Here is a 21794-nt window from a genome sequence, read left to right as displayed (position 1 = left end):
CCCGCGCCTTAAGCGAACCAATGTTCGCGCGCTTTCATGATTAGTTGTTTGGCAGCTTCCGTGTCGATACCGGTCATTTCGGTCAATTCATCGACAGCCAACTCTGCCAAATCATCACGGGTATGTATGTCTTTCTCGGCCAATACTGCAGCCAAGTCTGGCGTCATACCTTCCAGCGTTTTCAGGTCTTCCGACTGGTGCTCCAGTTTCTCTTCACGCACGATAGCTTGCGTAAGCAAGGCATCGCGAGCACGGGAACGCAGCTCGTTTACGGTTTCTTCATCAAACGCTTCAATTTCCAACATCTCGTTCAAAGGCACATACGCTACTTCTTCCAGCGTATTAAAACCTTCCTGAACCAGAACATTGGCCACATCTTCATCAATATCAAGCGCCTGGACAAACAAGGCGCGCACTTTGGTGAACTCTTCTTCGTGCTTTTGCTCTGCCTGATCAACAGTCATGATATTGAGCTTCCAGCCCGTCAACTCGGCAGCCAGCTTCACATTCTGACCGCCACGGCCAATGGCCATCGCCAGATTGTCTTCATCAACCACGACATCCATGCTGTGATTATCTTCGTCAACGATGATCGAGTTCACTTCAGCGGGTGACAGCGCATTAATCGCAAATTGAGCCGCATCGCTCGACCACAACACGATATCTACGCGTTCGCCAGCCAGCTCGTTACTTACGGCGTTGACACGGGTACCACGCACGCCGATACAAGTACCCTGCGGGTCAACACGCTGATCGTTTGACTTAACTGCAATCTTGGCTCGCATACCAGGGTCACGGGCAACGCCTTTCAATTCGATCAGGCTGTTTTCGATTTCAGGCACTTCCAATTCAAACAATTTGGCCATGAATTCTGGTGCAACACGACTAAGCACCAGTTGCGGGCCACGGCCCATACGATCGATACGCAACAGGAAAGCCTTGATACGATCACCCACGCGCAGATTTTCTTTTGGAATCATCTGGTCGCGCGGCAGCACTGCTTCGAGCTTACCCATTTCGATAATGGCATTGCCACGCTCAATGCGCTTGATGCTGCCGGAAATAATATGCTCGCGACGCTGCAAGAAATCATTCAGGTTTTGCTCACGCTCGGCATCGCGGATTTTTTGCAAAATTACTTGTTTCGCGGCTTGTGCACCAATACGGCCGAACTCGATAGGCTCAAGCTCAACTTCCCACACATCGCCCACTTTCAAGTCAGCGCTATAGTCAGGCGCGTCAGTGATGGCGATCTGGCGCGAAGGCTCTTCGTGATCGTTGTCTTCAACCACTTCCCAAACACGAAAACTGCGATGTTCGCCGGTTACACGATCAATCGAAACGCGAACTTCAACTTCTTCTTCGTAACGTTTTTTAGTAGCAGAAGCGAGCGCCATTTCCAGCGCACCAAACACCACTTCTTTAGCAACATTTTTTTCGTGTGCAAGTGCTTCAACCAGCACCAGAATTTCACGATTCATTGATATTTTCCTCCGGCGTCATGCTATGCCTATAGTCGGGCAAACTGTAAATACTGCGGCATTAAAACTGCGGCAAACGGTTTAATCTGAGCTTTAAAACTGAGGCTCTATGCGAACACGATCCACTTGCGACAATGGCAGGTTCAACACCTCGCCATTCACCTCAACCACCACACAATCATTAACCAGCCCTTTGAGCTGACCAACAAAATTGCGCCGACGATCCGGCAACGGCAAGCGCAGCTTTACTTTCACCATCTGACCGGCAAATCGCTCAAAATCAGCCGGCTTTTTAATCAAGCGATCCAAGCCTGGCGATGACACTTCCAAGCGGTCATACGGAATTTCCTCAACCATAAACAAGCGTGTAAGGTGATTACTCACCGCCACACAGTCGTCAATCGTGACGCCGCCTTCCTTGTCGATAAAAATCCGCATCAAGCCGTTACCGCCCAGCTCAAAATCGACCAGCTCGTAGCCCAAACCGGGCAAAGTGTTATCCAAAACAGACTGTAAATTAACCGCCATGGCTTCTATGTAAACTCCAGAAACAAAAAATGGGCTGCAATACCTGCGCCCATTTGTAAGCACTCCCGAATCCCTCGGCGAGCGCACCATTAATGTGCCCACCTTTGTTGGAACTACGAGATTTTTGCTGATTCTAACAGAAACTTGCTGTCAACGAAACACCACTGGCGCGCAAATCAGTTGAATTCAAACACCGTTTCACCCTACATTAGAAAAAGTCGCAACGGAGAGTGGTTATGAATAGCACTGAAAAAGCATGGCTGGCCAATTATCAAACAGGCGTACCTGCAGAAATTAATCTTGATGAATTTGCCTCAATTCCCGAAGTCATCGAGCAAAGTGTCAAAAAATACTCCGAGCGGGCGGCCTTTATTAATATGGGCAAAGCAATCAACTACCAAGAGCTTGACCGCCTTTCTTTGCAATTTGCCTGCTACTTGCAACAACATCTGAAACTTCCTGCCGGCAGCCGCGTTGCGGTTATGCTTCCCAACTTGCTGCAATACCCCGTCGCCATTTTCGGCATCCTGCGTGCAGGCTACGTGGTCGTCAATGTTAATCCGCTTTATACCCCGCGCGAATTGCAACATCAGCTCAAAGATTCTGGCGCAACGACCATCGTTATTCTGGCCAACTTTGCTCACACACTCGAACAGATCATCAAGCAGACCGACATTCAGCACATTGTGCTATGCCAGATCGGCGATCTACTAGGGCAGCCCAAAGGCTGGATTGTTAACACCGTCGTCAAATACATCAAGAAAATGGTGCCAGCATATACCCTACCAGGGCATATTAAATTCAATCAAGCTATAAGCTACGGCCAGCAATATACCCTCAACAAACCTAAGTTAGATCATAGTAGCCTAGCGTTCTTGCAATACACAGGCGGCACAACAGGCCTCGCCAAAGGGGCCATGCTCAGCCACGGCAATATTGTCGCCAATATGCAGCAAGCGCACGCATGGATCAAACCTGCCGTCGAGGAAGGCAAAGAGCTGATTGTGACCGCACTGCCGCTCTATCATATCTTCTCACTCACCGCCAATTGCATGGTCTTTAGCAAAATCGGCGCGACCAACTTGCTGATCACCAATCCGCGCGACATTCCTGATTTCGTTAAAACCATCGCAGCCTATCCGGTGACGTGCATGACCGGCGTCAACACGCTCTTTAACGCGCTATTAAATAATGCCGATTTTGCCAAGCTGGATTTCTCCAAATGGAAGCTGGCGCTGGGTGGTGGCATGGCGGTTCAGCACGCGGTGGCCGACCGCTGGAAAAAAGTGACTGGCGTCGCACTGGCCGAAGCTTATGGCTTAACCGAAACCTCACCCGCCGCGATCATCAATCCGATCAATATCAAAGAATACAACGGCATGATCGGCCTGCCTATTTCACACACTGATGCACAAATCCGCGACAGCGATGGAAACGTGCTTGCACCAGGACAAACCGGCGAGCTTTTTATTCGCGGCCCACAAGTCATGCAAGGGTACTGGCAACGCCCCGAAGAAACCAAAGAAGTCTTGGGTGAAGATGGCTTTCTGGCGACAGGCGATATCGCCATCATGCAGCCTAGCGGCTACTTCCAGATTGTTGATCGCAAAAAAGACATGGTACTAGTGTCCGGCTTTAATGTTTATCCGAATGAAATCGAAAATGTGGTCGCCGAACTCGATGGCGTACTGGAAGTGGCCTGCATTGGTGTTCCGGATGAAAAAACCGGTGAGGCGGTGAAAGTGATTATTGTTAAAAAAGACCCATCACTGACCAGCGAGGCTGTCTTGCAGCATTGCCGCACACATTTAACCAACTATAAAATACCGCGCGTGATAGAGTTTCGCGATAGCTTACCCAAGTCCAATGTCGGCAAAATACTACGCAGAGAGCTGCGAACATAATAAAACAGTGAGCCCGAGATGAATTTATTACCCTTTTTCAAACTCATGGCCGAGCGCAGCGCCTCCGATCTATTCCTGGCGGCAGGCTCTCCGATTGTGATCAAGCTTCAAGGCGTCTGCCATCCGGTCAATAATCAGGTTTTAAGCGCCGAGCACGTTAAACAACTGGCCTATCAACTCATGGGCCCCGAGCGGGTAGCCACCTTTGAGCGAGATCTGGAACTCAATATGGCTTATCCAGTCCCTGAGCTCGGCAACTTCCGGATCAATGTATACAAAAGTCGCGGCTCGGTGGCACTGGTTGCCCGCTACATCAAGCCCAAAGCAGCCACGCTGGAAGAGTTATTCATGCCGGAGCTGCTGAAAGACCTGATCATGGAGAAACGCGGGATTATTCTTCTGGTCGGTGCCACCGGCTCGGGCAAATCGTCCACCGTCTCGGCCATGCTGGAACATCGCAACGAACACCATAGCGGCCACATCCTGACGATTGAAGACCCGATTGAATTTATTTATTCACACAAAAAATCCATCGTCAGCCAACGTGAAGTAGGCACAGACACGCACAGCTATCACGACGCACTGCGTAATGCCATGCGCGAAGCGCCGAATGTGCTGATGCTGGGTGAAATTCGTGACCAGGAAACGATGACCTACGCCATGCAGTACGCGCAGGCCGGGCATCTGTGTATTTCAACCCTGCACGCCAACAACAGCTATCACTCCTTGAGCCGGATTGTGAACTTCTTCCCGCAAGATGCGCGTGAATCGCTGCTTTACGATATGTCAACATCACTCAAGGCCATCGTGTCGCAGCGCCTGGTTAAAACCAAAACCGGCAAACTCAAACCTGCGGTCGAAGTCATGCTGAACACCAACCGGATCGCCGAGCTGATTCGTAGTGGTGATCTGGCCGACATCAAGGACGCAATGGAGCAATCACTGGCAGAAGGATCGCAAACATTCGAGCAATCGCTGTATCGCATGTATCGCGCCGGCGAAATCGAGCTTGACGAAGCATTGCGCAATGCCGATTCGGCCACCAACCTTTCATGGATGGTCAATAATGCGCAAAGTATTGATGAGCAGGAGGCCAGCAAAATCAGCAAAGCCAAAGAAAATACCCCCGAGCCCGATCTGAGTTTCGATATGCCGCTGCACTAGGCGTGAGGCGTTCAGATCGTCTCGCGCCGTTTTATTTTTAGCGAGCAAGACCATCGATGATTAAATTATTTGGCATCCCCAATTGCGACACCGTAAAAAAAGCCCGCAGCTGGCTTAATGAAAATAGCTTTGAATACGAGTGGCACGATTTTAAAAAACAAGGCCTGAGCACCGAACAAATCCAGACCTGGATTAATGCAATCGGCTGGGAGGCACTGATCAATAAACAAGGCACCACCTGGCGAAAACTCGACGAGGTAAGCAAGCAAAGTGTGGTTGATGCCGATAGCGCAATCCGGCTGATGCTTGCCAACCCTTCGATCATCAAGCGCCCAGTACTGATGAGCGGGCAGCAGGTTCAGGTCGGCTTCAAGCCCGAAGTTTACCAGCAATTACTTACTCGTTAGCTCCACAGGGTATACGGCTACAGCTCACACCCAACAAAGGCCAGAGCAATATACCCATCGAAGCAAAATCGAGCTGCAAAAGTTTTAATCGCTACCACTCAGCCGACGCAGCGAGGTTTCCAGATTGTGAATACGCTCAATCGACTCGGCCACCAACGCAGAAATCTCGGTGGCTGATTCCGATGACTGCAAGGCCAGCTTGCGCACCTCATCGGCCACAACCGCAAAACCACGCCCTTGCTCGCCAGCCCTGGCCGCCTCTATCGCCGCATTGAGCGCCAGCAAATTGGTTTGCGATGAAATCTGGTTGATCACCTCAATAATCACGCGAATTTTCTCGCTTGAAGCAATCACCTGACTCATTTCCTGATCCGTCACCCTTTCGGCTTCGATTTTGGACGTGACGTCAACACCATAACTGACAATATGCTTAATCTCTCCCACCGCATCGGTGATAGGGCAAGCCGTGCCATTCATCAATACCTCAGTACCATCCGAGCGATACATCCGGAATTCGCCGTTGATCTGCTCGCCAGCCAAGAGACGTGCAAACAGGTCTGCGCCAATGATCTCTGGCAGCAAGCGACTTCTGGCCTGCAGAGTTTTAAAATCCGACTCTTGCAAATGCTCTATCAGATAGGCATTGGCCTCGACAAGGCGGCCCGCCAAGTCCCATTCGCACACCGCATTGGTGCGGCCAATCGCCACAAAACGCTTGGCAAATTCCTGTTCACGCGCTTTGGTATGCGAAATATCGCTTAGCACCACCACCTGATGCGTCAAACCGCCCGACGCAGAAAGCACCGGATTGATGGCCACCGAAACCCAATAGTCTCGCCCATCGCGCGATGTATTCAACAGCTCACCCACATATGCCTGCTGCTTGCGCATGGCATCTTGCAAGGACTTCAACTCGACCGGGTCAGTTTGCTTGCCCGACAACAAAGTGGCAACGTCCTTCCCCAGCACATCGGCTTGACGATAAGCAGTCAGTCGCTCAAACCCGTGATTCACATACAAAACCCGCTGATCAGCACCGCAAACGAGCACCGCATTATCTGTTTGATCTACCACCAGCGACAGCAGCTTAAACTGGGCGCGTTGTGCAACTTCTTCAGTAATATCGCTGGCGTATTTAATCACCTTAATAACTCGACCATCCGGCGTGCAAATCGGGTTGTAGGTTGCATGAATCCAGACTTCACGCCCGCCTTTGGCTAGCCGGCGAAATTCGGCGGTTTGATATTCGCCACGGCGCAGCGCCTCCCAAAATGCCGCGTACTGCGTGCTGGATGCCTCGCTTGCAGCAACAAACATTCGATGCTGCTGCCCCTGCACTTCCGCCAGCCGATAATCCATTAAACGCAGAAAATTATCATTGGCCGTCAAAATCCGTCCATCCAGATCAAATTCAATGACGGCCTGCGCGCGGCTAATCGCTTCGATCTGCCCTTGCATATCCGCTTGCGCCATGACTTGCGCAGTGACATCAGTGGCAAATTTAATAATCCGACACACCTTGCCTTGCGAAACTACCGGTACATAAGAGGCTTGAATCCAGACTTCCTTGCCGCCCTTGGCCAGCCGTTTGAATTGGGCGGTCTGCGCTGTACCGGCACGCAAGCGATTCCAGAACGCCTGATAATCAGACTGGCTCGCCTCGGCTGGATCGACAAAGATCCTATGGTGCTGACCTTTAATTTCGGAGAGCGTGTAATTCATTAATTGCAGGAAAATAGGGTTGGCGTCTTCAATAACACCATCGGCGCGAAATTGAATCACGGCCTGCGCACTGTTAATTGCCTTAACAACATCGCGAGCCGATAACCATCGCAAAATACTTCCCAACATAAAAAATCTCCACCAGCAATGTGGCACAATTTAAACATTCATTACTTTAGTAAGGCCAGATTCAGAATGCAAATCAAGTGCGCAAACCAGATAGCGATAATCAATAGGCACCAAGTCGCCATCCTGCAATGGGCGTAAAAAAACCGACCCTAAGGCCGGTTTAGATTCCGAAAAGTCGGCAGATACGCAAAATGCGAAACCATCGCCGCCTATTTGCCTACTTATTTCAAATGCTGACGAATCACCGACAACATCTGACCAAAAACACGTGGCGTACCGCAGAGCACGTCGCCAGACTCAAGGAATTTCTCTTCGCCGTTCATGTCGGTCACCAGACCGCCCGCTTCCTGCACCAGCAGCGTACCGGCGGCAATATCAACCAGTTTCAGATCAAACTCGAAGAAGCCATCAAAACGGCCGCAAGCAACATAAGCCAGATCAAGTGCAGCAGCGCCAGGGCGGCGAACGCCTGCTGATTTTTGCGCCATGTCGCGGAAAATATTCAGATAGGTTTCAAGGTTGTCGAACTTGGTGTACGGGAAACCGGTGCCCACCAGCGCGTCAGATAGTTCACGCACTTTAGAAACACGAATACGACGATCGTTCAGGAAAGCGCCGACGCCACGGGTGGCGGTGAACAAGTCATTGCGGTTTGGATCGTAAACCACGGCTTGCGTGATCACGCCTTTGTACTCAAGTGCAATCGAGATCGCGTATTGCGGGAAACCATGCAAGAAGTTGGTCGTGCCATCCAATGGGTCAATAATCCACACGTATTCCGAGTTGCCGCGCGAGCCGGATTCTTCAGCCAGAATCGCGTGATTCGGATAAGCCTCAAGGATGGTGTCGATAATCGCCTGCTCGGCAGCGCGATCCACTTCGGACACAAAATCGTTGTGGCCTTTTTTCTCGGGGGTGATCAAATCCAGGTTATTGGAGGCACGCTGGATAACAGTCGCAGCACGGCGCGCAGCGCGCACCGCGGTGTTGAGCATTGGATGCATGGTTTCTCAATTTGAAAGAACGTAATTAAGCACGTATTCTACCCGCCTCTGGCTCCAGAATAAACCCGACAATGAATAAAGAAATCAAGAAAAATCTCTATCAAGGTAGCGAAACCGAGTGTTTACCGCGAATTCGCGTGGTTTTATCGCACACCAGCCACCCCGGCAATATTGGCTCAACCGCGCGTGCGATGAAAACCATGGGGCTGACCGAGCTGTATTTGATCAATCCGAAAGAATTTCCATCCGAAGTGGCGACCGCGCTGGCCTCCAGCGCTGACGATATTTTGCAGAACGCCAAAGTGGTCAGCAGCATGGCCGAAGCCTTGGCCGGAACCACCATGCAAGTGGCGCTCACTGCACGTCGCCGCGAGCTATCACAGCCCCTGCAAACACCGCGCCAGATCGCCCCCGAAGTAATCGCCACCGCACGCGCCGACAAAGAAGTCGCGCTGGTGTTTGGCGCCGAAACCAGCGGGCTGACCATCGACGAGCTATCGCTATGCAGCGATCGCGTGACGATTCCAACCAATCCGGAGTATTCCAGCCTGAATCTCTCGCAAGCGGTGCAGGTGCTGTGCTACGAGCTGCGCACCAGCTGCTACGAGACCGATTTGGTTGATGTGCAGCATTTGCAGGAAGAGCGCGAACTGGCGACGCATGAATCGCTGGAAAAGTTGTTCGAGCATATGGAAGAAGTGTTACTGAAAATCGGCTTTTTGCGCCCGCACGCGCCAAAACGCCTGATGCCGCGCCTGCGCCGACTGTATGTACGCGCCGAGCTGGAACGCGAAGAAGTCGATATTCTGCGCGGCATTCTGAAAGCCACCACCGAGTTTGATCGGAAGCCTTGAGGTGAGGTGTGAGGTGTGAGGTGTGAGGTGTGAGGTGTGAGGTGTGAGGTGTGAGGTGTGAGGTGTGAGGTGTGAGGTGTGAGGTGTGAGGTGTGAGGTGTGAGGTGTGAGGTGTGAGCAGCATTATTCTGCTCCAGGATCAATATAGGGGTATATGTATACAGTTTATATTCAGCATAATCTACAGACACATACCCCTGAAATCACTCTGACACTTTCTCGCCGCCATATTCCTCATAAGCCATCAGCGCCTCGGCACTGGTCATCATGCTGGGGCCGCCGCCCATATAAACCGCCACCTGGATCATTTCCAGAAATTCGGCGCGTGTGACGCCCAGCTTGACGCAGGCCTGAGCATGAAAGCCCAAGCAGCCTTCACAGCGTGCAGCAATGGCAATGGCCATCGCCATCAGTTCTTTCTGTTTCTTGCTTAATGCGCCGTCGCCGTGCGTGGCCTTGGCCATCGCGGTAAACGCCTGCGCGGTGTCGGGGATTTCCTGGTGAAACTCGCGCAGCTTGCCGGTAATGTCGCGTACGATTTGGTGATATTGCCCGCTCATTTTTAACTCCTTGCCAATCAATAATATACAAATAAATATACTATTAATTGTAAAGCGCCGCTTTGAGCAAAAACAAAACCGCGCCATTCACTGCGGAAATAGCGCGGTTAAAAGTCGCAGCAACAGACACAGCATTTCAGTGTTACAACACCTCAGCCGCGTAATCAGCCAGACGCGAGCGCTCGCCGCGCGTTAGCGTAATATGCCCAGAGTGATCCCAACCTTTGAAGCGATCCACCACATAGGTCAAACCGGATGAGCCCTCAGTTAAATATGGCGTGTCAATCTGGCTGATATTACCGAGACAAACCACTTTGGTGCCAGGCCCAGCGCGGGTAATCAGCGTTTTCATCTGCTTGGACGTCAGATTTTGCGCCTCGTCGATAATCAGGAATTTATTGAGGAACGTGCGGCCGCGCATGAAGTTCAACGATTTGACCTTGATCCGGCTGCGGATCAAATCGCGCGTCGCCGCCCTGCCCCAGTCGCCCGCTTCGGCGTCAGTTTGATTGAGCACGTCGAGATTGTCTTCCAGCGCGCCCATCCACGGCAGCATTTTTTCTTCCTCAGTCCCCGGCAGGAAACCAATGTCTTCGCCCACTGGCACCGTGACGCGGGTCATAATGATTTCGGTGTAGATTTTCGATTCCAGCGTCTGCGCCAGACACGCCGCTAGCGTCAGCAACGTTTTGCCGGTACCGGCCTGCCCCAATAATGAGACAAAATCGACATCCGGATTCATCAGCAGATTAAGGGCAAAATTCTGTTCGCGGTTGCGCGCGGTAATGCCCCAGATGGCATTTTTGTGATGGCTGTAATCTTTCAGGCTTTCGATCACCGCCGATTTGCCGTCAATGCTGAGCACCCGCGCCTGCAGCGGCGTATCGCCGGTTTGGTACAGCATTTGATTAACATACAATTCGGCCACATCGGGCCCCTTGATGCGCCAGTAGCTGCGCCCGCTCTCCTGCCAGCTCTCCAGATCCTTGCTATTGCGCTCCCAGAATTTCTGATCGATCTCACGCATGCCGTTGTACAAGAGATCAGTGTCTTCCAGCACCTTGTCGTTGAAATAATCTTCCGCCGCCAAGCCCAGCGTGCGCGCCTTGATGCGCATATTAATGTCTTTGGAAACCAGAATCACTTCGCGCTTGGGCTGCATCGCCTGCAGGTGATGGACTACCCCCAGAATCTGGTTATCGGCTTTGCCCATCGGTAATTGCGATGGCAAAACGCTGGTGATCGCCTCGGTTTGCAGAAAAAGCCGCCCGCTCGCCTGCCCCTTGCTGGCTTCTTCGAGTGAAACACCGTCATACAGATTGTGCTCCATCCCGGCGACCAGCTCTTCCATAAAACGGCTGGCTTGCCGCGCATTGCGGGCAACTTCGGTCATGCCCTTTTTGTTGGAATCGAGCTCTTCAAGCGTCATCATCGGCACAAATAAATCGTGCTCCTGAAAACGATAGAGCGAGGTAGGGTCATGCATCAGAACATTGGTATCAAGTACGAATAGTTTGCTGACTTTCTGTGCTTTTTTGGCAGCCATGATGCGTTCCTCCACTTGATTGGACAACAAAAAGCGGCTCAATGGCCGCTGATATTTACTGCAAACTCTCAACAAAGCCGAGCACTTCGGCCACATGATTCGGTACTTTCACACCGCGCCACTCACGGAGTATCTCGCCAGATTTATTGATCACAAAGGTGCTGCGCTCGATACCCCTGACCTGCTTGCCATACATATTTTTCAGCTTCATCACGCCAAACGCTTCGCAAGCGGCCTCATTTGGGTCGGAAATCAGCTCGAACTCCAGCCCCAATTTGGCTTTGAAGTTTTCATGGCTTTTCATGCTGTCGCGAGACACTCCAAATACCGAAGCGCCCGCAGCTAAAAATCGTGCGTGCTGGTCGCGAAAATCGGCAGATTCCGTCGTGCAGCCCGGCGTATTGTCTTTAGGGTAAAAATAAATCACTGCGTAGGGCGTGGCCAGTTGGGATAAATCGAAGTGGCCAGCGTTGGTGGTGGGTTGTTGAAGTGCCATACAAAGGGCAGAGCTCATGAATTCTCCAAAATGCTTACAGCGTGAATGCCTTGCTTTATTGTCGGCAATTGTGAACGGCGAATCAAGCTGCAATCAGTCCACTGCAACTCTCTTTAGCCTGAACACGCTTTGCGAGTACAATACGGGCAAAATATTTACAGGCGTGTGACAGCATGAGCATTAAGTCAGATAAGTGGATTCGCCGCATGGCGCAAGAGCATGGGATGATCGAGCCGTTTATTCCCGGGCAGGTCAAGGAAGTGAATGGCGAGCGCATTGTGTCTTACGGCACATCCAGCTATGGCTACGACATTCGCTGTGCAGATGAATTCAAAGTGTTTACCAATCTGAATTCAACGATTGTTGACCCGAAAAACTTTGATGAAAACAGCTTTGTTGATGTGTCTGGCAAAGGTTATTGCATCATTCCACCCAATTCATTCGCACTTGCACGTACCGTCGAATATTTCCGCATCCCGCGCAACGCGCTGACGGTTTGTCTGGGTAAATCAACGTATGCGCGCTGCGGTATTATCGTCAATGTGACGCCGTTCGAGCCCGAATGGGAAGGCTATGTGACATTGGAATTTTCCAACACCACGCCGCTGCCAGCCAAAATTTACGCCAACGAAGGCGTAGCGCAAGTGCTGTTTTTTGAAGCCGATCAGGACGACATCTGCGAAACCAGCTACCGTGATCGCGGCGGAAAATATCAGGGCCAACATGGCGTGACCCTGCCTAAGACCTGATTATCGCCACCAGGGGTATATTGCTGCAGGACATTTGCAAATTACCATACAGCAATATACCCCAGTCCATTAGCCATCAAGCGAGAAATTCACGCCCTGTGCCAGTGGCAGGCCCTGACCGTAGTTAATGGTATTGGTGCTGCGGCGCATATAATTTTTCCACGCATCAGAACCCGATTCCCGCCCTCCACCTGTCGCCTTTTCACCACCAAACGCGCCGCCAATCTCGGCTCCGCTGGTGCCCGCGTTCACATTGGCCAGTCCGCAATCAGAACCAGCGCTACTGATAAACAGCTCGGCCTCGCGCTGATCGCGGGTGAAGATTGCCGAAGACAGGCCTTGCGGCACTTCATTATTCAAGGCGATGGCTTCGTCCAGCGTGGTATACGTCAGCACAAACAGGATGGGGGCAAAAGTCTCGTCCATCATCGTCGCGCTCTGTTGCGGCATGCGGATAATGGCGGGCTGCACATAATGGCCCGTGGGGACGCCCACCACAATCTGGCCGCCACACAGCAAGATACCTCCATCATGTATTGCCTCAGAGATTTTGTTACGCATATTCTGCAGGGCAATACCATCAATAATTGGCCCCACCAGCGTGGCCGGATCGCGCGGGTCGCCAATTTTTAGCTGCGCATACAGACCGACCAGACGCTGGCACAACTGATCGGCCAACGACTCGTGCACAATCAGCCGCCGCAGGCTGGTGCAACGCTGACCGCAAGTGCCTACCGCTGAAAAAACAATGGCGGGCAGCGCCTGCGCCAGATCGGCGCTTGGCGTCACAATCAGGGCATTATTGCCGCCCAGCTCCAGCAGGCTGCGACCAAAACGCGCCGCCACCTGCTGCGCTACGGCGCGCCCCATCCGGCACGAGCCGGTGGCGGAGAGCAAGGCAATCGCCGGATGCTGCGCCAAGCTTTGCCCCAGCGCCGCATCGCCCTGCAAGACGGAGACCAACCCAGCTGGCGCGCCCTGCTCTTGCAAGACCGTCGCGACAATCCGGGTACACGCTAGCGCGCACAGCGGGGTTTTTTCTGATGGCTTCCAGACCACGGCATTGCCGCAAACCAGCGCCAGCATCGCATTCCACGCCCAGACTGCTACCGGAAAATTAAACGCTGTAATCACACCAACGACGCCCAGCGGATGCCATTGCTCGATCAGCCGGTGCTCGGCGCGCTCGCTGGCGATCACCAGGCCATAGAGCTGGCGCGATTGCCCCAGCGCCAGATCACACAGATCGATCCACTCCTGCACCTCGCCCAGCGCTTCGGATTCAATTTTCCCGGCTTCAAGCACAATCAGCCGCGCCAGCGCGGTTTTATGCTGGCTGACCCGCTCGGCAATGGCCTTGATCACCAAGCCGCGCCGGGGTGCCGGCCAGCTGCGCCACTGCACAAAAGCATCCTGCGCCTCACTGATCGCCAGCGCCGCGTCGTCGGGCTCAGCCAGCGCCATTTTGCCGTGCGAGACGCCATCAATCGGGCTGGATAATTCGCGGCTTGCCGTGTGCTGATAGCACGGTGTGCCCGCAATGATGGCCGCTGGCCAGAGTCCGGATTTTTGCCAGACGGCAATGTCCAGCGCTTCACACACGGCAGGCAGGCCATAGCCGGTTTTTCGGGCGCTCATACCGGAATCTCCTCAGCGTAGCGATCAATTGCATAATGCTGGCCAAAACGGTTGGCCAGGAACTGATCAAGCGCAATCGCGTCCTGACTAACAAAACCCCTTGTGGGCAATTGCCCCTGAAAATGCAGATCCAGCGCCGTCGCTGCCGCACTGGCGGTGGTGAGTTGAATCGCGCTCCAGGCCTCGCCATGCAGCTGGCGGTGATACACCTTGCGCGCATCGCTAATCTGCCGGTACTGGCCATCGAGATAGCCCGATACCGTGACAAAGACCAGCACAACGTCTTGCAGCGTCAGCGGAATAGCCGCCTCCAGAATCTGCTTGAGTTGCTGACGACTGGCGGGGCTGGCGCCCATCCGCAGCCCATTGATCACGAAATCCATCAAATCGCGATGCCCGACGTAGCGCACCGTTTTGTAATCCATATTGGCCACACGCCCCAGCCAGGTTTCGCACAAGGAACCTAAACCGCCCGAAGTATTGAAGGCCTCGTACTCCAGCCCGTCGAGCGCAAAATGCTCCAACCCTTCCAGCGCCTGAACGCTAAGCAGCTGGCCGTGGCGGATAGCATCACATGGGTTGCAGTATTCGTTAATCAGGCCGTCGGTGGACCAGGTCAGATTGTATTTCAGGGCATTGCTCGGATATTGCGGCAGCGCACCAACGCGCATTTTCACAGAATCAACCCGCTCGAAGCGCTTGGCCATATCGTGCGCCAGAATGCCGATAAAACCCGGCGCCAGGCCACATTGCGGCATGAAAATCTGCCCGGCGCGGGCATGTTGCGCCAACTCACGGATGATTTGCGTGGTGGCGGTGTCTTCGGTCAGATCAAAATAGCTGCACCCGGCTTGCAGCGCGGCTCGGGCAATATCCGGATTTTTATCAAATGCGGTGGCGGCAAGCACGGCGGCCTGCTGCTCCAGATGGGGCAGCAAAGGCTCATCGGCCTTGATTTGCCGCGTCTCTAGCGGCACTTTGCTGTGCAGCGCCTTGAGCGCATCGGCATTGGGATCGAGCACGCGAAGCTGGTAGTCACCACTCAAAGCCAACAGCTTGGCGATACTGCTGCCAATTTTGCCTGCGCCCACAATGGTGACCGGGATGGGAACGGGAATGGCTGGGGTGGGCGCACTCATGTCGCACCCCACTCGCGTTGCAAGTGCGTTGATTCAAAAATGCGGCTGGCGCTGGCCGCCACAAAGCCTTGATACAGCTGGCCCGACTCATCGGCAAAACGCTGCGCAAATTCGTAATAACAACCCGGCACCAACTGGCCGGGCGCATCGGCAAAATCAAATGACACCGGCTGGGCCAGCGTGGCGGCTTGCATTAGCAGCACGTCTTCGCTGCCTTTAATCACGCCGCCAGCCGTATTCATAGGGTATCCAGCTGCAGCTATTTTATCCACTACCTCAGCGAGCGATACCCCTAGGCGGTGCACTGCAATAGTGAAATGATTGGCGTGAAAACCATGCAAGGCCAGCCAGGCCGCGTATTCACTCTCGGCAGCCAGTGCCTGATATTGTGCCCAGCTGAGTGCTGGCCAGTGCCGGCCCGAGTAGAAAAAGTCAGCTCCTGTCACACATGGCACTGGTAGGTGGGCCAGTAAGGGCGCGATGATTGCCTGTGCAGCGGCCGATAATTGCGCCAGATGCAATTGACTCAGAAAAATCAGCGGATCATCAGCGCTGGCAGGAATATAGCCCCAAGCCGACAAATGCTTATCGGGAAACTCGTAATGCGCATCGCGTCGATACCCCAGCTCAAGCAAAGGCTGCTCGAGTACAGTGAGGCAAATGGCCGAGTGATCAAAAGTGCGAAAAGCCACATGATCGTTGATGACGTGTTCGCCGCCAAATAGCTGGCGAATATCGGCGGCCTGCGGTGCCAGCGCCAGATAGTCTGCCCATAGCGCGGCAAAAAATGTGCTCGTTGACATTGGCTTTCCCCTGTCGCCATCACTTGCTGCCAAGATAGTCAGCAAACTCCGTGTGCGACTGCAACATCCCGACTAGCGGCATCGCAGACGGTGCCATCAAGGCAAGCATTAAGTGAAGCCGATTGAATAGAAAATGACACGCCGGAAAAATATGCCGAAGCCAGCACTTTCAATTAGACTTTAGCCACCCAATTAGCACAGAGCACATCGAATGAGCCAGCCCCAGCATCAGGACAACCAGTTTGATCTACTCCGTCAGCGGTGTTTCCTGCCCTTGTTTCTGACCCAGTTTCTGGGCGCGTTTAACGACAATCTGTTTAAAAATGCATTTCTGGTACTGGTGACATTTCACGGCCTGGCCATGATGGGCATGAATGCGCAAACGATTGTGAATCTGAGCGCTGGTATTTTCATGCTGCCGTTTTTTCTGTTTTCCGCGCTGGCAGGCCAACTGGCCGAGAAATACGACAAGGCGGTGTTGGCACGCTGGATCAAGGCGCTGGAAATCTGGATTATGCTGGCCGCTGGCGCTGGCTTTATCTGGCATAACGCCTCATTGCTGATGTTCTGCCTGTTTCTGATGGGCATCCATTCCGCGCTGTTTGGTCCACTCAAGTATTCGGTGTTGCCGCAATACCTCAAAGAGCAGGAGCTACTGGGTGGCAATGGCCTGATTGAAATGGGCACTTTTATTGCCATTTTGCTCGGCCAGATTGCCGGCACAATGATTGTGCAATCCGGTGGCTCAGCTGATTCGGGCAGTACCGGCGAAGCCATGATTGTCTTTGCCTGCGTCGGCGTGGCCATCGTCGGCTACTTCACCAGCCGCGCCATGCCCTCTGCCCCCCCCACCGCGCCAGAGCTGAAAATTAACTGGAATATTTTCAGTGAAACGGTCGCAATCGTCCGGCATGTCAAGCAAAACAAAACCGTTTTCAATTCACTGCTGGGCATTTCCTGGTTCTGGTTTTTTGGCGCCGTTTACCTGACGCAATTTCCAGATTTTGCCAAATCGGTACTGCACGGCAATGCCGATGTGTATACCTTGCTGATGGCGGTTTTCTCGCTGGGTGTGGGGCTGGGCTCGGTATTGTGTGAAAAACTCTCAGGCCGCCAGATTGAGCTGGGGCTGGTGCCGTTTGGCTCGATTGGCTTGTCGCTATTTGGCATTGATTTGTATTTTGCCACGGCCAATTTACTGCCAAACCAATATACCCTGGAGGGGTTTGTCTCGTACTGGGCGCATTGGCGGGTGTTGGGCGATATACTGCTGATCGGTGTTTTTGGCGGCTTTTTTATTGTACCGCTGTACGCACTGATTCAAACGCGCACCGAACGCGAATTCACTTCACGCGCCATTGCAGCCAATAACATCCTGAACTCGCTCTTTATGGTGATTGCTTCGCTGATGAGCATCGCCTTGCTCAGCGCGGGGTTTAGCTTGCGCGAGCTGCTGCTGATCGTCGCGATCCTCAATATCATCGTTGCGGTGTATATCTACACGCTGATTCCGGAATTCTTGATGCGTTTCTTGATCTGGATGCTCACGCATACGCTGTATCGGGTACGCAAAACCGGGCTGGAGCACATTCCACAGCAAGGTGCGGCTGTACTGGTGTGCAATCATGTCAGCTATATGGATGCTTTGGTGATTGCCGGATCAATCCGCCGCCCGGTGCGCTTTGTGATGGATTATCAGATCTACAAAATTCCGCTGTTCAATTTCATTTTCCGCACTGCGGGCACTATCCCGATCGGCACCGCTAAAGAGAATCCGGAGATCAAGGAAGCGGCCTTTACCGCGATTGCCGATGCGCTGGCGGCCGGTGATCTGGTCGCTATTTTCCCCGAAGGAAGGATTACGAACAACGGCGAGATGTACCGCTTTATGCCGGGCATTGAGCGCATTTTGAAAGAGTCACCCGTACCGGTCATTCCGATGGCGCTGCAAGGTTTGTGGGGCAGCTTTTTCAGTCGCAAAGATGGCGCGGCGATGATGAAGATTCCACGGCGGCTGTTTGCGCGGATTGGATTGGTGATCGATACGCCGATTGCAGCAGAGCAGGCCGATCGGCAAACGCTGGAAGATCAGGTTCGGCGGCTACGCGGCGAGCAGCAATGATTTAATTTAATCAATTTATTTAATCAATGCAAATAAAAAGGGTGCTGAAAGCACCCTTTTTGTTGACCTGCTGCTTATCGACAGTTTTTCTCGATAAACGCCTGCTTTTCGGCTATTTCCTGTTTTTTCCGCTCGGCATCCAGAAACTCCAGCTGGCCTTTCTCGTTACGCTCTTTAAACAGTTTTGCATTATTCAAAAAGCTCAGCCTTTTCTGTGCCTGCGAGCACGCTGCTTCATCGCGCACGGGTTTTGGGCTAGGCGCTGGCGCGCTTGCAGTTTGCGGTGCAGAGGCTTGCACTGCCGAAGCATCGGCCTTTTTGGGCGCCGCCACACTGGTCACCGCGGTATCTTTGACATTCACCGTCTTGGCCTTGGCCACACCAGCAGGCGGAGGCTGATCCGAATAAATAACGCGCCCATTGGCATCGACCCATTTATACACCTGAGCCTGCGCACTCAAAATGGTGCCAAGGCTGGCCGCCAGCAAAAGCCATGTAGTCATACGCATGCGATTAACTCCCAAATTGCGCACTAAGATGCGCCGACATTAACACAGACCCTAGGCCGGCACGATGAGGTATTTCTCAGCGCCTGAGCGGTGCCGCAAAAATACCGTTCTAGCGCAAACCCAGCAGGCTTTCAACGTAGCGTTTGACGCCCTCTTCAACCGTCAGGAATTTGTCCTGATAACCGGCCTCGCGCAGCAAGGTCAGATCGGCTTCGGTAAAGCACTGATATTTGCCTTTCAGCGCCTCGGGAAACTCGGTGTATTCCAAAATCCCTTGCGCCAGCATTTCGTCAAGCGAGAGCGCTGGCTTGCCCTCAAACGCACGGCAAGTATTGACTGCGGTAATCGCAATATCGTTAAACGGCTGCGAACGGCCGGTGCCGACATTGTAAATGCCGCACACTTCCGGGTTTTCCAGAAACCACAGGTTCACTTTGACAATGTCTTCAACCGACACGAAATCGCGCGTGTGGCCGCCAGCCGGATAACCACCGTATTCGCCAAACAGTTTGACTTTGCCATTGGCACGATACTGGTTGAAATGGTGGAAAGCGACCGACGCCATGCGTTCTTTATGCCATTCACGCGGACCGTAGACGTTGAAATAACGGAAACCGGCCACTTGCGCGGTAATCTCACCCGCCGCAATGCGCTGACGCAACACCTGATCGAAGAGCAGCTTGGAGTAGCCATAAACATTCAGTGGCTGCTCACAATCAGGGGTTTCGATAAAGCCGTTTTCGCCATTGCCATAGGTCGCTGCCGACGACGCATAGAGAAACTGCACCTCTTCGGCCTGACACCATTCAAATAGGCTCAGCGTGTACTGATAGTTGTTGTCCATCATGTACTTGCCGTTGTGCTCCATCGTATCCGAGCAAGCGCCCTGATGCAGCACCGCGCTGACCATGCCATCGAATGTGCCAGTGGCGAGCTCTTCGATAAAGTCGTGCTTGTCGAGGTAATGCGCAATTTGCAGATCGGCCAGATTGCGGAATTTATCACCGCGAGTCAGGTTGTCGACGGCAATAATGTCGGTTTCGCCGCGCTCATTGAGCGCCTTGATGATGTTCGAGCCGATAAAACCGGCTGCGCCGGTAACGATGATCGCCATGATTTATCCTTATTGCTAAGTAGCAAGACAAAAGTCCTCACGCATCGTTACTTCGTCTCGCCGTACGATTGTACTGTCTTCGACTTCGTGCCTTGCGTGAGAACTTTTGGATGGTTATTTAAAGAGTTGCTGTCGTTTTAATCCGCGTACATAGGGCGAGGTACAGCCACGCTGCGTGCGGCATCCATTGCTCGGTCCAGCGCCAGCTATTGGCCATGGTCGCGATCTCGCTTGGACGGAAATCGATGTCGGTTTCATCATCCAGCCCGCTGGTAATCCCGTTGCAAACACCACCCGGCGCATTAAAGAAGCCCGGCTCGTAACGCGGATTATTGCGGCCCCAGCCTTGCAGCATGCAGGCATCAAACGGATTATTCCCCAGCACCCAATCGAGCACTGCTTGCTCATAGCGAGCTAACTGCTGAACAAGCTCGGTTTCATTGGCAAACAGCACTTGTGCACGCGCAGCCGCAGCGGCAATCGATCCCAGCCGCGCATTCTCGCCCTGCCACCAGTAGCCCGTACCATTGTCATGCGGAATAAAAAACTGGGTATTGCCCTGTACACCTTGCTGCATAACGTATTGACGCGGATACCCGAAGGGGTTATTTACTTCAGCAAAGGTAATCTTGAATTCATACTGATACGCTTTGCGCAGCGCCGACTTGATTTGCTCGACTAGGGCGCTGGTTGGGCAAACTTCGATAAAGCGCATCAGCGCGATATACGGCAAGCCCGCTTCAGCGGCGTGGAAGAAGCTGCGCTGGCCGGCATGATCGGCAACAAACCAGCCCTCAGCCTGCTGGCGGGCCAGCAGCTTGTTTACCCGCAACTCGGCAGTGGTCTGGTATTGCGCATCGCCGCTGGCGGCCAATAGCTCACTGGCTGCGAGCAAAGCGCAGTAGTCATCGATGATATTTTCAACGCCGTCCTCAAGGTAAGCGAGGTTATTTTTTTCCAGATCGGCAAAAGCTTTTTTCGCGCCCGCCAGATAATCCGCGCGGCTAAAGTCGCCGTCACGATCCAAGCTTGAAGCGCGCGCCAGCGCAGCAATTGCCGCGCCGCCGCCCTGACGATACGCCGATTGATACGTGGCGTATTTATCGCCCTTATTGGTTTTGTATTCGCACAGCGAGCGGCGAGCCGGATCTTTGCTCCACTGGTCGAACTGCGTCATATAGAAAAAGCCCGTTTCGTCCTGCATACGCAGCAGGAAATCGGCACCGTGGCAGGCTTCGTCGGTAATACGCTCGTAAAACCATTTATTAAAAAAGGCGATTTTTTCCGCGTCGTCGGGGATTAAATCCAGTTTGATATGGTCTTCAATCCACACCGGGCACGCAGGAAATTGCTGCAAACCGTCGATCAGATTCCAGACAACTTGCGGTGTTTGCTGCGGATTCATGTACTGCGCAAAGGATAGATGCGACATGTATTTTGAGGTATCGCCCGAAGCGTCGTACCAGCCACCGTGCACATCGCGTACTTTGTCCGACTCGACCACCGGCGCAGCCCGGTCAGCGACGTCAAAAATGCCGGTGCAACGCTGGCCTTTGATGTAGTGCACGATGTCGGAAATCAGCAACTCGCCCAACAGGTGCGCTGCGATTTTGAATGTATTCGACACCAGTGGCGGCTGCATTTCGTCAACCGCAATAAAATATTCGCCCACGGTATCGAGTGCGGAAAAATCAGCCTGCCAGTAATGGCGTTTCTTGCCATCATGCGTCCAGTTGGCCACAGTACCCTGCGGGAGTATTGAGCCACGATGAACAGCCAGACGCGTGCTAGCATCATATACGGTAAAGGATTTACCATTGAGTACATCAGCAGGCGCATCAATAATGGCGGCTTTACGGCCACGCGGTTCGAAACCGAGGTGATTTAGAATGATTTTCAAAATTGACTCACTAGATAATTTCAAT

At 53.0% G+C, this 21794-nt stretch carries 18 protein-coding genes and 2 pseudogenes; 6 read left to right on the top strand and 14 right to left on the bottom strand.

Annotation, left to right across the window (positions count from 1 at the left end):
* Positions 1 to 8: 8 nt before the first annotated feature.
* Positions 9 to 1481, bottom strand: a complete 1473-nt coding sequence (gene nusA, locus ABHF33_RS16300; protein ID WP_348944937.1) for a transcription termination factor NusA — start codon at positions 1479 to 1481, stop codon at positions 9 to 11.
* Positions 1482 to 1574: 93 nt separating this feature from the next.
* Positions 1575 to 2009, bottom strand: a complete 435-nt coding sequence (gene rimP / locus ABHF33_RS16295) for a ribosome maturation factor RimP (RefSeq protein WP_157669247.1) — start codon at positions 2007 to 2009, stop codon at positions 1575 to 1577.
* 236 nt (positions 2010 to 2245) lie between these two features.
* On the opposite strand from rimP, the gene ABHF33_RS16290 reads away from it, so the two are divergent.
* The 3 genes from ABHF33_RS16290 to ABHF33_RS16280 are packed head-to-tail and all read left to right on the top strand — an operon-like array spanning position 2246 to position 5484.
* Entirely contained in the window at positions 2246 to 3913 is a 1668-nt protein-coding gene (locus ABHF33_RS16290; RefSeq protein WP_348944936.1) for an AMP-binding protein, read from the top strand.
* An 18-nt stretch (positions 3914 to 3931) separates the two neighbouring features.
* Positions 3932 to 5077, top strand: a complete 1146-nt coding sequence (locus ABHF33_RS16285) for a PilT/PilU family type 4a pilus ATPase (protein WP_348944935.1) — start codon at positions 3932 to 3934, stop codon at positions 5075 to 5077.
* A 56-nt stretch (positions 5078 to 5133) separates the two neighbouring features.
* Entirely contained in the window at positions 5134 to 5484 is a 351-nt protein-coding gene (locus ABHF33_RS16280; protein WP_348944934.1) for an ArsC family reductase, read from the top strand.
* 144 nt (positions 5485 to 5628) lie between these two features.
* Here ABHF33_RS16280 and ABHF33_RS17055 read toward each other — a convergent pair.
* The 3 genes and pseudogenes from ABHF33_RS17055 to ABHF33_RS16270 form a co-directional block, all read right to left on the bottom strand.
* Positions 5629 to 5808, bottom strand: a pseudogene (locus ABHF33_RS17055) (methyl-accepting chemotaxis protein); the annotation flags it as partial.
* A gap of 87 nt (positions 5809 to 5895) precedes the next feature.
* Positions 5896 to 7335: pseudogene (locus tag ABHF33_RS16275) on the bottom strand (PAS domain S-box protein); the annotation flags it as partial.
* A gap of 221 nt (positions 7336 to 7556) precedes the next feature.
* Complete coding sequence (locus ABHF33_RS16270; protein WP_157669252.1) at positions 7557 to 8339, bottom strand: inositol monophosphatase family protein; 783 nt, start codon at positions 8337 to 8339, stop codon at positions 7557 to 7559.
* Positions 8340 to 8410: 71 nt separating this feature from the next.
* On the opposite strand from ABHF33_RS16270, the gene ABHF33_RS16265 reads away from it, so the two are divergent.
* Entirely contained in the window at positions 8411 to 9193 is a 783-nt protein-coding gene (locus ABHF33_RS16265; RefSeq protein ID WP_348944932.1) for an RNA methyltransferase, read from the top strand.
* Between the two features lie 203 nt (positions 9194 to 9396).
* Here ABHF33_RS16265 and ABHF33_RS16260 read toward each other — a convergent pair whose 3' ends face one another.
* The 3 genes from ABHF33_RS16260 to ABHF33_RS16250 all read right to left on the bottom strand — a co-directional run bounded on the left by ABHF33_RS16260 (position 9397) and on the right by ABHF33_RS16250 (position 11813).
* Positions 9397 to 9753, bottom strand: a complete 357-nt coding sequence (locus ABHF33_RS16260) for a carboxymuconolactone decarboxylase family protein (RefSeq protein WP_348944931.1) — start codon at positions 9751 to 9753, stop codon at positions 9397 to 9399.
* Positions 9754 to 9895: 142 nt separating this feature from the next.
* Positions 9896 to 11299 (bottom strand): PhoH family protein, encoded by a 1404-nt coding sequence (locus ABHF33_RS16255; protein ID WP_348944930.1) that lies wholly within the window; start codon positions 11297 to 11299, stop codon positions 9896 to 9898.
* A gap of 55 nt (positions 11300 to 11354) precedes the next feature.
* Positions 11355 to 11813: a peroxiredoxin gene (locus ABHF33_RS16250; protein ID WP_348944929.1), complete on the bottom strand. Its 459-nt coding sequence runs from the start codon at positions 11811 to 11813 to the stop codon at positions 11355 to 11357.
* A gap of 155 nt (positions 11814 to 11968) precedes the next feature.
* Between ABHF33_RS16250 and dcd the strand changes: the two genes are divergently transcribed.
* Entirely contained in the window at positions 11969 to 12544 is a 576-nt protein-coding gene (dcd, locus tag ABHF33_RS16245; RefSeq protein WP_348944928.1) for a dCTP deaminase, read from the top strand.
* 69 nt (positions 12545 to 12613) lie between these two features.
* Here the strand turns inward: dcd and amaB are convergent, their stop codons facing one another.
* From amaB to ABHF33_RS16230, 3 genes are read right to left on the bottom strand one after another with little or no spacing between them, the layout of a single operon-like run.
* Positions 12614 to 14182: an L-piperidine-6-carboxylate dehydrogenase gene (gene amaB / locus ABHF33_RS16240; protein ID WP_348944927.1), complete on the bottom strand. Its 1569-nt coding sequence runs from the start codon at positions 14180 to 14182 to the stop codon at positions 12614 to 12616.
* Positions 14179 to 15321, bottom strand: coding sequence for a saccharopine dehydrogenase C-terminal domain-containing protein (locus ABHF33_RS16235; RefSeq protein WP_348944926.1), 1143 nt, complete (start codon positions 15319 to 15321; stop codon positions 14179 to 14181). The genes amaB and ABHF33_RS16235 overlap by 4 nt, the downstream gene beginning before the upstream one ends.
* Positions 15318 to 16124, bottom strand: coding sequence for a DUF1338 domain-containing protein (locus ABHF33_RS16230; RefSeq protein WP_348944925.1), 807 nt, complete (start codon positions 16122 to 16124; stop codon positions 15318 to 15320). The genes ABHF33_RS16235 and ABHF33_RS16230 overlap by 4 nt, the downstream gene beginning before the upstream one ends.
* 211 nt (positions 16125 to 16335) lie before the next feature.
* Here ABHF33_RS16230 and ABHF33_RS16225 point away from each other — a divergent pair, with 211 nt between their 5' ends.
* Entirely contained in the window at positions 16336 to 18246 is a 1911-nt protein-coding gene (locus ABHF33_RS16225) for an MFS transporter (protein ID WP_348944924.1), read from the top strand.
* 74 nt (positions 18247 to 18320) lie between these two features.
* On the opposite strand, the gene ABHF33_RS16220 is transcribed toward ABHF33_RS16225, so the two are convergent.
* The 3 genes from ABHF33_RS16220 to ABHF33_RS16210 all read right to left on the bottom strand — a co-directional run bounded on the left by ABHF33_RS16220 (position 18321) and on the right by ABHF33_RS16210 (position 21769).
* Entirely contained in the window at positions 18321 to 18755 is a 435-nt protein-coding gene (locus tag ABHF33_RS16220; protein WP_348944922.1) for a DUF4124 domain-containing protein, read from the bottom strand.
* Between the two features lie 109 nt (positions 18756 to 18864).
* Complete coding sequence (gene rfaD / locus ABHF33_RS16215) at positions 18865 to 19869, bottom strand: ADP-glyceromanno-heptose 6-epimerase (protein WP_348944921.1); 1005 nt, start codon at positions 19867 to 19869, stop codon at positions 18865 to 18867.
* Positions 19870 to 19987: 118 nt separating this feature from the next.
* Positions 19988 to 21769 carry a glycoside hydrolase family 9 protein gene (locus ABHF33_RS16210; protein ID WP_348944920.1) on the bottom strand — a complete coding sequence of 594 codons (1782 nt, stop codon included), beginning with the start codon at positions 21767 to 21769 and terminating at the stop codon, positions 19988 to 19990.
* Between the last annotated feature and the right edge of the window lie 25 nt (positions 21770 to 21794).

The sequence above is a fragment of the Chitinibacter sp. FCG-7 genome (genome assembly GCF_040047665.1).
GTDB classification, from domain to species: domain Bacteria; phylum Pseudomonadota; class Gammaproteobacteria; order Burkholderiales; family Chitinibacteraceae; genus Chitinibacter; species Chitinibacter mangrovi.
This window is presented reverse-complemented; position numbering and strand designations above follow the sequence as displayed.